The organism is Pseudomonas sp. NFACC24-1 (assembly GCF_900115235.1).
GTDB lineage: Bacteria > Pseudomonadota > Gammaproteobacteria > Pseudomonadales > Pseudomonadaceae > Aquipseudomonas > Aquipseudomonas fluorescens_AA.
In genome coordinates, this window is record NZ_FOVS01000023.1 from 1 (window position 1) to 12573 (window position 12573).

At 59.1% G+C, this 12573-nt stretch carries 8 protein-coding genes; 2 read left to right on the top strand and 6 right to left on the bottom strand.

Annotated elements, in window-relative coordinates:
- A partial coding sequence (locus tag BM317_RS20210) for a transposase (protein ID WP_139236050.1) occupies nucleotides 1–347 on the top strand: 347 nt, incomplete at its 5' end.
- A 61-nt stretch (nucleotides 348–408) separates the two neighbouring features.
- On the opposite strand, the gene glyA is transcribed toward BM317_RS20210, so the two are convergent.
- Both glyA and BM317_RS20220 read right to left on the bottom strand, forming a co-directional pair.
- Nucleotides 409–1662 (bottom strand): serine hydroxymethyltransferase, encoded by a 1254-nt coding sequence (gene glyA, locus BM317_RS20215; RefSeq protein WP_060740543.1) that lies wholly within the window; start codon nucleotides 1660–1662, stop codon nucleotides 409–411.
- Between the two features lie 177 nt (nucleotides 1663–1839).
- Nucleotides 1840–5688 carry a sensor domain-containing protein gene (locus tag BM317_RS20220; RefSeq protein ID WP_092475926.1) on the bottom strand — a complete coding sequence of 1283 codons (3849 nt, stop codon included), beginning with the start codon at nucleotides 5686–5688 and terminating at the stop codon, nucleotides 1840–1842.
- A gap of 271 nt (nucleotides 5689–5959) precedes the next feature.
- Here BM317_RS20220 and ettA point away from each other — a divergent pair, with 271 nt between their 5' ends.
- Nucleotides 5960–7624, top strand: coding sequence for an energy-dependent translational throttle protein EttA (gene ettA / locus BM317_RS20225; RefSeq protein ID WP_018601028.1), 1665 nt, complete (start codon nucleotides 5960–5962; stop codon nucleotides 7622–7624).
- Nucleotides 7625–7800: 176 nt separating this feature from the next.
- On the opposite strand, the gene lanM is transcribed toward ettA, so the two are convergent.
- The 4 genes from lanM to BM317_RS20245 form a co-directional block, all read right to left on the bottom strand.
- Nucleotides 7801–10875, bottom strand: a complete 3075-nt coding sequence (gene lanM / locus BM317_RS20235; RefSeq protein WP_092475931.1) for a type 2 lanthipeptide synthetase LanM — start codon at nucleotides 10873–10875, stop codon at nucleotides 7801–7803.
- 84 nt (nucleotides 10876–10959) lie between these two features.
- The gene (locus BM317_RS30755; RefSeq protein ID WP_170842353.1) at nucleotides 10960–11118 is read right to left on the bottom strand and encodes a hypothetical protein; all 159 of its coding nucleotides are present in this window, start codon (nucleotides 11116–11118) and stop codon (nucleotides 10960–10962) included.
- 476 nt (nucleotides 11119–11594) lie between these two features.
- Complete coding sequence (locus BM317_RS20240) at nucleotides 11595–12086, bottom strand: GreA/GreB family elongation factor (protein WP_092172486.1); 492 nt, start codon at nucleotides 12084–12086, stop codon at nucleotides 11595–11597.
- A gap of 70 nt (nucleotides 12087–12156) precedes the next feature.
- On the bottom strand, nucleotides 12157–12513 hold the full coding sequence (locus BM317_RS20245; protein WP_092475934.1) for a hypothetical protein: 357 nt from the start codon (nucleotides 12511–12513) through the stop codon (nucleotides 12157–12159).
- Nucleotides 12514–12573: the final 60 nt, after the last annotated feature.

Genomic DNA, 12573 nt, shown 5'->3' on the forward strand with positions numbered 1-12573 from the left:
GCCTGGGGGATCTGCTGGCGGCCAACCAAGCGTTGATGACGGTCTACTTGATGAAGGCTGAACTCAAAACACTCTGGACCCCGAGTACTGCCTGGGGTTGGCGATCGGCCTGGAAGCAATGGCTGCGCCATGCGCATGAAAGCGAAATACCAGCTCTGATCCAGTTCGCCAAACGGCTAAAGGGTTACTGGCGGGGCATCGTGAGCCGGGTTCGCTGGCCGATGCACACCGGTCAGTTGGAAGGAATAAACAATCGAATAAAGGTCATCAAGCGGATGGCGTACGGTTACCGGGATAGCGAATTCTTTTTCATGAAGATCAAGAGCGTCTTTCCCGGTAATCCGTGAAGAACCATAAAAAAGCCCGCATCGAAAGATGCGGGCCTTTTATTGCGGTCTGACAGGCTGATTAAGCGCCGTATACCGGCAGCTTCTTGCAGATTGCCTTGACCTTCTCACGCACGGCGTCGATGACCGCTTCGTTGTTCAGGTCCGCCAGGATGTCGCAGATCCAGCCGGCCAGTTCCTTGCACTCGGCTTCCTTGAAGCCGCGAGTGGTCACGGCCGGGGTGCCGAAGCGCAGGCCCGAAGTGACGAACGGGGAGCGTGGGTCGTTGGGTACCGAGTTCTTGTTCACGGTGATGAACGCCTTGCCCAGCGCCGCGTCCGCGTCTTTGCCGGAGATGTCCTGCTTGATCAGCGAGAGCAGGAACAAGTGGTTTTCAGTACCGCCGGACACCACGTCGAAGCCGCGCTCGATGAACACGCCGGCCATGGCCTTGGCATTCTTCACCACTTGTTGCTGGTAAGCCTTGAACTCAGGCTGCAGCGCTTCCTTGAAGCAGATCGCCTTGGCTGCGATCACGTGCTCCAGCGGGCCACCCTGGGCGCCCGGGAAGACGGCGGAGTTCAGCTTCTTCTCGATGTCGGCGTTGGCGCGTGCCAGGATCAGGCCGCCACGTGGACCGCGCAGGGTCTTGTGGGTGGTGGTGGTGACCACGTCGGCGAATGGCACCGGGTTCGGGTACACGCCCGCGGCGACCAGGCCGGCCACGTGGGCCATGTCGACGAACAGGTAGGCACCGACCTTGTCGGCGATTGCGCGGAAACGCGGGAAGTCGAGGATCTGCGAGTAGGCGGAGAAACCGGCCACGATCATTTTCGGCTTGTGCTCGAGGGCCAGGCGCTCGACTTCGTCGTAGTCGATCAGGCCATTGCCGTCGATGCCGTACTGGATGGCGTTGTACAGCTTGCCGGAGGAGGAAACGCTGGCGCCGTGGGTCAGGTGACCGCCGTGGGCCAGGCTCATGCCCAGGATGGTGTCACCGGCCGACAGCAGCGCCAGGTACACGGCGGCGTTGGCTTGGGAACCGGCGTGCGGCTGGACGTTGGCGTAATCGGCGCCGAACAGTTCCTTGGCGCGGTCGATGGCCAGTTGCTCGACCACGTCGACGTACTCGCAACCACCGTAGTAGCGCTTGCCCGGGTAACCTTCGGCGTACTTGTTGGTCAGTACCGAGCCTTGAGCTTCCATCACCGCGGGGCTGGTGTAGTTTTCCGAAGCGATCAGCTCAATGTGCTCTTCCTGGCGCTGAGCTTCTTGCTCCATGGCGGCAAAGAGATCGGCGTCGTACTTGGCAATAGTCAAATCACGGCTGAACATGGCGGTCCTCAAGGATCGGGGGCAGAAAAGGGGGCATTCTACCTCAACCGGTTTTGGAAGGCATATGAAAGGGCGTCATGTCGCGGACGAATGGGATTCACGTGCCATTCCGCGTCGCCTTGGCGGGCCTCATCGCGAGCAAGCTCGCGATGAGGCCACTACAGGCACCGAAGAACCTCAGTCGAGCATGAACAACGCATCATTGCTGAACTGCGCTTCGAACCGATTGGCCGGCATCGGCCGGCCGAACAGGTAGCCCTGGACTTCGTCGCAACCATGCTCGCGCAGGAAATCCAACTGCTCGTGGGTCTCGACGCCCTCGGCGATCACCGCCAGGTTGAGGCTGTGGGCCATGGCGATGATTGCCCGGGCGATCTGCGCATCCTGTTCGCCGGACGGCAGGCCGTCGACGAAGGTGCGGTCGATCTTCAGCACGTCGATGGGGAATTGCTTGAGGTAGTTGAGCGATGAATAACCAGTGCCGAAGTCATCGACGGCGATGCTCAGGCCCAGGTTTTTCAGCCCCGCGAGGATCTGCATCGCCTCGCTGACTTCGCGCATCAGGATACTTTCGGTCAGTTCCAGCTCCAGGCAGGCCGGTGGCAGACCGGTGCTGCGCAGGATATTGGCGATGCGCGTGCCCAACTGGCCGTCGGAGAACTGCCGGGCCGAAATGTTGACCGAGACCTTCGGTACCCGGACCTTGGCCTGGTGCCAGGTCCTGAGTTGCCGGCAGGCTTCGGTGATGACCCAGTCGCCGACGTCCACCACCAGCCCGAGCTCTTCGAGCACCGGGATGAAATCCCCCGGCGGCACCAGCCCACGTCGCGGATGGCGCCAGCGCAGCAGGGCCTCGGCACCGGTCAGCCGTTTGCCATCGCCGCTGAACTGCGGCTGGTAATACAGCACGAACTCGTTCTGCTCCAAGGCGTGGCGCAGGTCGCTTTCCAGTTCCAGGCGCTCCAGGGCGCTGGCGTTCATGTCGGCCTGGTAGAACTGGAAGTTGTTCTTGCCACGCTCCTTGGCGTGATACATGGCCGTGTCGGCGTTCTTCATCAACTGGCTCAGTTCGTTGCCGTCCTGCGGGCTCAGGGCGATACCGATACTGGCGGTGACGAAAAACTCGCGGCCTTCGAGCACGAATGGCCGGACCAGGCTGGCGAGGATCTGCTCGGCCACAGTGATGGCCCGGTTCAGCGCCATTTCGCGGCTGACGCGTGGTTGCAGCAGCAGGGTGAACTCGTCGCCGCCCATGCGCGCCACGGTGTCGTCGTCGGCGACGCAGCCGAGCAGGCGCGTGGCCATCTCCTTGAGCATCCGGTCGCCGGCGGCGTGGCCCAGGGAGTCGTTGATCGGCTTGAAGCGGTCGAGGTCGAGGAACATCAGCACGACCCAGGTCTTCTGCCGCTCGGCCGATTGCAGCGCGGTGTGCAGGCGATCCTGGAACAGCGTGCGGTTGGGCAGGTGGGTCAGGGCGTCGTAATAGGCCAGGCGATGGATGCGCTGCTCGCTGGCCTTGCGTTCGCTGATGTCGCTGAAGAAGCACACATAACTGGCCAAGTCGCCTTCGTCGTCCAGCACGGCGGTGATGCCAACCCAGGCCGGGTAGTGTTCGCCATTGCGACGCTTGAGCCAGACTTCGCCTTCCCACGTGCTGTGCTGTTGCAACTGCTTGAGCACGTAGCGCAAGTGGGCTTCCTGTTGCTCGTCCACGGTCAGCATATTGGGCAACTGGTCCAGCACTTGCGACACGGCATAACCACTGACGCGACTGAACGCTTCGTTGGCCTGGACAATGTAGCCGGCCGGGTCGGTGATCAGGATCGCCGAGGTCGAGTGCTCGAAGACCGTGGCGGCCATGCGCAGGTCTTTTTCGGCGCGACGCTGCTGGCTGATGTCGCGGCCAACGCCCAGTACGCCTTCGAACGCGCCGTGTTCATCCCACACCAGCACCAGCCGCAACTCGATGGGGATCTTTCGCCCATCGGCGCGCAGGCAGTCGAACAGGAACAGTTGGGTCTGCATCTGGTTGCGCAGCTCGGCCAGTTGCTCGAGCTGGTCGAGGGCCTTGCTGACGCGGTCCATCAGGCTGTAGATGCCGGTCAGTTGTTGCGGGTTGGCGATGATCGATTGCCAGCCGTTCTGGAAAATCCAGTCGGCGGTGTAGCCCAGCACCGCTTGCACCGACGGGCTGACATAGTTGAGCGAAAGCTTGTTGTCGGTGGAGAAGATCACGTCGCTGATGCTTTCGGCGAGCATCCGGTAGCGTTGCTCGCTGTCGCGCAGCGATTCGCTGGCCTCGATCTGCTCGGTGACGTCCTTGGCCACGCCGATGATCCGGGTCACCTGGTCATGCCGGTCCCGGGCCAGTGCCTGTTCGCGAATATCGAAACAGCGCCATTTGCCATTGCGATGGCGAAAGCGCAATTGGCATTGCAACAACTGCGTGTACCCGCCACGCCGTTGTTCCTGGCGCAGGTTGTGGTAGTGATCGGCGTCGTCGCTGTGCAGCAGGATCTCCCAGAAGTACTCGCCCATCTGGTGCAGTTCGGTGCGATCGTACCCCAGGGTCTGGCCCAGGTGATGGTTGCTGAAGATCATCCGCTGGCTGATGACATCCTGCACGTAGAGATGATCCGGAACGGTGCGTACCACGTCGGACCAGAAACCTTCGCGTTCGAGCAGCGAGAGTTCGATCAGCTTGCGGCTGGTGATGTCGCTGATGCTCAGGATGACCGCGCTATAGTCGGGCTGTTTTTCCGGCAGGCGCAGTACCAGCCACAGGTGCTGGTCGCGGCCATGGGCGTCCTGGAGCTTGATTTCCAGCTCCAGTTGCTTGTGTTGGTCGAGCAGCGCTTCGAGCAGTTTCGAGCCGATGGGGTTGCTGTCGGGCGTGCCCTTGCCGACCAGCAACTGCCAAGCCTGGGCACAGGAGTCGACGTTGAGCAGTTTCAACGCCATCTGGTTGACTTCGGTGACGTGAACTTCCTGGCGCAATTGCTCGAGTTGGTGAGCGGTTTGCAGCCAGGCGCGCAATTGATCGCCATTGTGCAGGCCCGCTCGCTCAAAAAAGGCCTTGAGCCCCGACAGGTCCAGCACGCACAGGGCCACGCCGGTGCCTTCGAAAATATCCTGGTAACGCCGTCGACCTTCGTGCAGCTGTCGCTGGCGCCGGCGTATGTTCAAGAGCGCGATGACGGGCAGCAACGAAAACGCCAGGCCCAGCAGGCACTTGCCGATGAAGGCCGGCAGCAGTTGCTCGATCACCTGGCGACGGTCGAACAGCCCCCGCAGTTGCCAGTCGCTGCTGCTCAGGGGCACAGTCAGTACCGTGTTCTCCAGGTCATCCGGTGACAGGTGGGTAGGGCTGCTCGAGGGCAGGCTCTCGTCGCGGCTGATGATCTGCTGGTTGAGGCGGTTTTCCACCAGCCACAGCGGGCGCAGCCCCACATCGGCTTGCTTGGTCAAGGTGGCGAAAAAATCCGGGGTCAGGCGCAGGGCCCAATAGCCACGGCTGCTGCCGCTGGCCTGGTGCAACAACAGATGCACCACGGAGCCGTCTTCGGCATTGCTGAAATAATGGGCCTGGGCCCGGCTGCGCCGCACCAGTTCACTCAGGTAGTCGGCGTCATGGCTGTCGGCGTCGCTGTCACTGAGCACTCGGCCGGAAGGGCTCAGCAGTGCCAGGCTGCGCAATTCGGGTAACGATCGCTGGAGTTTACGAACCAGCGCCTGCTGTTCGTCGGCACTTTGTGGCTGTTCGACGATCGGTAGCAGATTGAGGGCGATTTGCGCGTTCAGGGCCATGTTCAGGCTGACTTGCGCGGCGAGATCGGCGGTGTAGTCGATGGTGTATTGGCGCTGTTGCTGTTGGGTTTCACGCAGTTGGTCAAGCAACTGCCAGAACAGCAGGCCGAGCAACAGCAGCACCAGGGTGGCCAGCGCGCCCTTCAGTGTCCCGCGCAGGGGCGAGCCGGGCACGACAGCGGGTGCGCGAGGGGACAGAGGCGGAGTGACGTTGGACAAGCTGTAATCCTGCGGTTTGCTGGACTGGCGCGACGTGCACTATAAGCCGGACGCCCGAAGGGCGGCTAGCATGCCTTGAGTTGTGGCAAAGTGCCAGCCCCTGGCGGCTGGACCTTGACCGACGGTTGAGGTAGCTTTGCCGGTCAAACAAGAGCGTTCCAGCTCCAGATTCCCAGGCTCTATCCGCCCGCAGGCATTGATGACCGTCAAGTGCCGGCGCCGCGCATGGCCTGGCTCGTTCTTTTCACCTGTCACTGACGCTAGGTTCACCATGGCTCAATACGTCTTCACCATGCATCGGCTGAGCAAAGTTGTTCCGCCGAAGCGGGAAATCCTGAAAAACATTTCATTGTCGTTCTTCCCCGGGGCCAAGATCGGCGTACTGGGTCTCAACGGCTCGGGTAAGTCCACGCTGCTGAAAATCATGGCCGGCGTCGATAACGAATTCGACGGTGAAGCCCGCCCGATGCCGGACCTGAACATCGGCTACCTGCCTCAGGAACCGCAACTGGACCCGAGCAAGACCGTGCGTGAAGTGGTCGAGGAAGCGGTCAGCGTGATCAAGGACGCCCAGGCGCGCCTCGACGAGGTCTATGCCGCCTACGCCGACCCGGATGCCGACTTCGACAAGCTGGCCGCCGAACAGGCCAAGCTCGAAGCGATCCTGCAGGCCAGCGACGGCCACAACCTGGATCGCCAGCTGGAAGTCGCCGCCGATGCACTGCGCCTGCCGGCCTGGGACGCGAAGGTCGAGCACCTCTCCGGTGGTGAAAAGCGCCGCGTGGCCTTGTGCCGCCTGCTGCTGTCGGCCCCGGACATGCTGCTGCTCGACGAACCGACCAACCACTTGGACGCCGATTCCGTCGCCTGGCTCGAACACTTCCTGCATGACTTCCCAGGCACCGTGGTTGCGATCACGCACGACCGTTACTTCCTGGACAACGTCGCCGGCTGGATCCTGGAACTCGACCGCGGCGCAGGCATTCCGTACGAGGGCAACTATTCGGGCTGGCTGGAAGCCAAGTCCGATCGTCTGGCCCAGGAGTCCAAGCAGCAGTCGGCCCATGAAAAAGCCATGAAGGAAGAACTGGAGTGGGTGCGCAAAGGCGCCAAGGCCCGCCAGTCCAAATCCAAGGCACGTCTGCAGCGCTTCGAGGAAATGCAGTCCCAGGAATTCCAGAAGCGCAGCGAAACCAACGAGATCTACATCCCGGCCGGTCCACGCCTGGGCGACAAGGTCATCGAGTTCAAGAACGTCACCAAGGGTTATGGCGACCGCGTGCTGATCGACAACCTGTCGTTCTCCATGCCCAAAGGCGCCATTGTCGGTGTGATCGGTGGTAACGGCGCGGGTAAATCCACGCTGTTCCGCATGCTGATGGGCAAGGAAACCCCGGATTCGGGCAGCATCGAAATCGGTGAAACCGTGCAACTGGCCTGCGTCGACCAGAGCCGCGAGGACCTGGACGGCAGCAAGACCGTGTTCCAGCAGATCTCCGACGGTTCCGACCAGATCCGCATCGGCAACTATGAAATCCCGTCGCGCACTTACGTCGGCCGTTTCAACTTCAAGGGCGGCGACCAGCAGAAGTTCGTCAAGGACCTGTCCGGCGGTGAGCGCGGTCGCTTGCACCTGGCGTTGACCTTGAAAGAGGGCGGCAACGTCCTGCTGCTCGACGAACCGTCCAACGACCTCGACGTCGAAACCCTGCGTTCCCTGGAAGAAGCCTTGCTGGACTTCCCGGGCGCCGCCATTGTGATCTCCCACGATCGGTGGTTCCTCGACCGTGTGGCGACCCACATCCTGGCGTACGAAGACGACTCCCAAGCGGTCTTCTTCGAAGGCAACTACACCGAGTACGAAGCCGATCGCAAGAAACGCCTCGGCGAAGCGGCCGCCCAGCCGCATCGTGTACGGCACAAGAAACTGGCCTGATTCGCGGTCAGTTGCAAAAAAAACGGAGCCTTCGAAGGCTCCGTTTTCTTTGGCCACCGCAAATTCCCTGTGGGAGCGGGCTTGCTCGCGAAGGCGTCGGATCGGCAAGCACTGTGGTCGACTGACCCAGCGCTTTCGCGAGCAAGCCCGCTCCCACAAGGTATTGTGGCTGTTTTTTATCCTGCGGATTGCTTCGCGAAATCGAGCGAAAGAATATTTGGAAGGGTCGGATCGATCTCATACAGCAAGGCATAACCTGCGCCCGCAATGCCAGTCAGCAGGCTGACATCGGGAACCCGATCCTGGTCCAGGAAGGGGCCTTCGAAAAACTGCCGGGCGACCTCGCCAAGCGCCTGCTTGACCCTGCTGATGCCCTCGGAGTCATCGGTGTGCCGATACAAGTCATACAGGCAGATCAGATTGCCGAAATCGCCATGGCACAGGTTATAGCCATCGCCCAATCCGTGCTGCCAGAGATTGTTCTCGCAACGCTGGATGTCATCGAGCACCGTCTGCCGGGTGGTGTCGTCCAAGACCTCGCCCATCGACTTCATGAGTTGTCGCCTGGCGATGAGGATGCCGCCGTCTCCGTGACACCACTTGGTGGCATGGTCGACAGGGCCCAGCTCTCTCAGGTCCAGCCAGAAACCCTCTCGGCTCAAGCGATTTTCACCCTCCAGTACCTGGATGACCAAGGGCACCAACGCCCCATCGCCGGTCACATCATAGGCTTTGCACAAGGCCTGGATGACGCCGGAGAGACCATGGGACAGGCCCGTTAAAATGACGGAGCGGTCATCGCGTCGAAGAAGCTGGCCTTCTTCGATCCGTATCTGGTCCTTTATGTAGGCAACCATGCGCCGAATGGCCGGCCGCACATCCGCTTGCGCCGATAACCCATGGATATTGGCCAACAACGTCACCGCACCACAACAGCCGCCCAGGAAGTCGAAATCGTAGTCTTCAGGGGGGACATCGATCAGTTGGGTCAGCAGGCTGGCAATTTTCTCATCGTGTTGCGGATCGCCGGTGATTTGGCGACGATTGATGAGCAGATAGAGATAAGAGCCCAGGCCATGATAGGCACTGACGGTCAGGTCGGCTTTGAAAAAGCCAAAGTGTTGTTCCAGTGAGGCCAGTATCTGATCCAGGAGCGACAGTAAGCGTGGTTTGCCGCTTACCTTGAACAGGCTCAGATAAAACAACCCAATCCCGGCGATACCGGAGTACAACCCATGATCCATGGGTGAAGGGTATTTTCCACGAGTCGTTGGGTGCGTATGGAACGCCAACCAACTGACGTCCGTTGCCGTTCCCTTGATCGCGAGCGCTTCGAGGCGGGAGCTGATGCCGAGTATTGCGTCGAGTCGATCCGCTTGGGGCGCTTTTTTCAGGGTGGCAGGTGATGACGGCTGTCCGTTCGACTCCGGATACAAACACATTTCAAGCAGTGTGAGTTGTAATGCCCTGTCCGCTGCGGACAGATTGGCTATTTTCTGTAAGCAGCTTTTTATCGGGGGTTGTACTTTCGTCATGTCTATTGTTTCACCTTGGGCGCTCATCAAAGCGTTGGAGTTGAGCGGCATGGTGAAACACGGAATGCTGGATCTTTGCAGGTCGGCTATTTCATGGCGCGGAATGCCTTTTGCTCGATAGGGCTCTTTCAAGTCTTTCCACAGGGTTGCTAGCAGAAGCTCCCGGTCCAACATGTTTTTCATGAAGCGAGGGTGGCGGCTCAGCCCGATAAAGTCCGCATAACGCTGAGAGTTTTTGAGCAATACACGGGTTGATAATTCGCCTGCGGATTGCTCGAGCATCTGCATGATCGCGTACCGATGCGTCATCAGTTCGCCATACGCATATTCAAAGCCGTGGACAAGTTCGGCTTTATACGTTTCATGCCCCTTGTGTTCTCCGTGCAAAAGCGGCAAATGTTTTTGTACCAGCAGGTGCTCGAACTCGACTTTACGTAAATGGTAAAAGCCATCTTCGAAAACCAGCGAGTGGCGGGTGGAAATGAACAGCGCTTGCCGAGTCAACCCGCTCTGGTCGTTATTGGACTTTTGTGAAAAGGGTACGAAGCCGCTGGAGCACACCGACTGCTGGATCAATTTAAAGGTGTTGGACAGCGCGCTATCTAGCGGCAGTTCGAGTAGCAGGTCGCTGGTGGATGCAGTGAACAAGCACTCAAGGTCGATCATGACAGGGCTGCTGCCACACGCAATGATGTTTTCGTAATGGAAGTCGATGCCGTTGAGTGCATGAATGACGGCGATCTGTGCGCCCATCTTTTTATAGAACAGCGCCACGTCCGCTGCGCTGTCACAAGGCGTGTTGTCGACCTTTTCTATCCAGCTATGTCGCTCACGGCTGAGGATTCTTGGCGCGCGGATGGCAAAACAATCCGCGCCAGTCCACTCACGTAATTGTCCCAGCAGGCGATTGAAAAAAACTGCTTCGCGGCTTGCCCGTGGTTTGTAGACCAAGGAGGTTGCGCAGAATTTGACCTGGCAGACCGTTTCACCGCGACCGTGAGGGTCACCCAGGCCGAACTCGATAGCGTCGATTTTTCGGGATGGGATTGAGAATGCCATCTGCAGCGCGTCAACATCGCCGGCGAAGTCGAGTATGACCGTATAAAGATAGTTGAGGGTGTCTTCCAGCAAATCAAAAAGCAGTGTCGCCAATACAGGATAGGCGTCGAAAAACTCAAGGAGCGGCAACGTGCGCAGTTGTTCGCTGAACCCGCTCAGGTCAATCTCGTCGCCATCCGCAATCCGCGTATTAAGAGAGTGGACCAGGCTTTGTTCCGAGGTGCGTCCGACACGGGCCAAGACATAGTGCTCAAGGCTTGCCAGCAGCGCGGGTTCATCAATGTGCAGTGACGCTTTGGCGTAGCGCCCATCCGCTTTGAACGTATCGATGAAATAAAGAAAAAAGCGGTAGCCAAACCAATAAAAATTGTCTTTGCCGCTCGCGGCCTTTTCCGTGCCGACGTGAAGGCTGTCAAGGCGAGCAAGCTTTTCCTTCAAGGCCCTCAAGACGGTTTCGCCGTCGTCAGGCTGGTACGGCGGGTTACCAGGTTCCTTGGCATACGACACCAGTTGTTCCCGGTTCAATCCGAAATAGTCCAGCAAGGCCTGATCATCAGCATGCAGGCGGGTCAGGTTGTTTACAAAAAGGGCGATGTCGTCGTCGGAAGTGAATCTGCACTGACCTCGCTGATTCAACTTCAAAGCGTTAACAAGCATGCCGTCGCTCCTGAAATGGATAGAGCAGGCGTTGCCTGCTCTATGGTTATGGGTGTTGCCTGATTGGACGATCAGTGGAAGGGCTTAGCAGCCGAGTGTCGAGCACTCGAGATTGGTGCACGTGCCAAAGGTGTTGCATTCCATTGTCGTTGCCAGTATCGAGCCCATGTTTTTGGTCGGCGCTTGATAAGCGTCGAAGTCGCTATAGAAGTCACCGGACATGTTCAGGATCTGTTCGCTCATGGTGTTTTCCTCATCAGTTATCAAACATCAAGTACAGTCAGTTGGGTGCGAGCAAGCGCATCCGAACTGTAGGATGTTGGTGAAGTTGTTTTATAGGCGGATTAGGGGGTATCAAAGACCTGTTGGGCAGGTCCATGTTGTTGAAAAAGGATTTAGCATAAAAGAGCGCTGCAGTGTATGGCGGAAATGGTCAGTGCTACTGGTTCGATAGCGAGGTCAACTACCTGTCGATAGTCTTTGAGGTTGCTGTCGAAGTTGCCTGGCATTAGCCGTGCCTGCTCGCTCATTAATGCCGCTCCTTTGTTGTTGCAGTACACCGATTGTGGTGCGGGAAAAACAGTAGCATGGTCCTGGTTTAACGCAAACTTGTTGTTATGACCTCATGTTGCAGTTACATATGGCTACAGGCAAGTAACAGATTGTTGTCGGGTCTTGATGTTAGGGACTTTTAATCATGTTTAAAGAAAACGGCAATATCATGGAGTATCTATCGCCACGACCTCGATGACGAGATCTCCCAGTGGTCGCTTCCATGTCACTTCATCCCCCACCTTCGCCCCTAACAACGCCCGCCCCAGCGGCGAGCCCCAGTTGATCAAGCCACTGGCGGCATCGGCCTGGTCTTCACCCACCAGTTGCACTCGCTGTTCCTGATCCTGTTCATCGACAAAGGTTACCCAATGCCCGATCCGCACTTGATCGGACGACGTCGGTGCAACGACCTGGGCGCTTTGCAGGCGCTGCTTGAAATAGCGCAGGTCCCGTTCAAGGTCGGCGATTCGTTGTTTGTCCGCCAAATCTCCCCCGGTCGCCTGCTGGCTGTGCAGAGCCTGCAACTCGGCGAACCGGGCCTGGAGCAGGGCAAGCCCGGTGGGCGTGACGTAATTGGGTTGCGCACTGACCTGACGTTCGACCGGCTGGTCGGCCTGGGCAGCGGCGTTGTCTTCGTTGACGAAAGCGCGGCTCATGGTGTTCTCCTCTATTGGAGTTTGGTCCATGGTCGCAGGCTTTTGGTTTCGACGAATGTCTATGCGCGACTCACGGCGAGCGATAAGCCCGGGCGGCGTCCCGGTCATTCTCTTGTTGCCAGGCACGTTCGTGGTCATCCCAATGACGATCGCGATAGGCATTGCGCTCCTCGCTTTCGCGCATCGCCTGGCACTGCCGGAAGCCATCGCTCCAGCCTTCGGCGTAGCGCGGATCCTTGAGATAACGCGGCACGTCTTTCCTGAACTGGCCGGTAATCACCCCCGCCGCTTGCCGACCACTGCTGCAACCGTCGTCGTAGCCGTCGGCGAACGCCGGTGGATAACCTCGGGCGATCAGGTCTTCATGAGTGGTTTCACAGCCACCGAGCAACATCAACATACCCAGTACCACTGCCGCGCGCCTCATTTGAGCCTTCCTGCCGTATCCACTTATACGAGAAGTCTAGAAGCGTATTCGTCAGGCCGA

Bases quoted from the DNA above. Each gene is read 5' to 3' on its own strand.
- ettA (WP_018601028.1), top strand. From the start codon at position 5,960: ATGGCTCAATACGTCTTCACCATGCATCGGCTGAGCAAAGTTGTTCCG.
- BM317_RS20240 (WP_092172486.1), bottom strand. From the start codon at position 12,086: ATGAGCCGCGCTTTCGTCAACGAAGACAACGCCGCTGCCCAGGCCGAC.
- lanM (WP_092475931.1), bottom strand. From the start codon at position 10,875: ATGCTTGTTAACGCTTTGAAGTTGAATCAGCGAGGTCAGTGCAGATTC.
- BM317_RS20245 (WP_092475934.1), bottom strand. From the start codon at position 12,513: ATGAGGCGCGCGGCAGTGGTACTGGGTATGTTGATGTTGCTCGGTGGC.
- glyA (WP_060740543.1), bottom strand. From the start codon at position 1,662: ATGTTCAGCCGTGATTTGACTATTGCCAAGTACGACGCCGATCTCTTT.
- BM317_RS30755 (WP_170842353.1), bottom strand. From the start codon at position 11,118: ATGAGCGAACAGATCCTGAACATGTCCGGTGACTTCTATAGCGACTTC.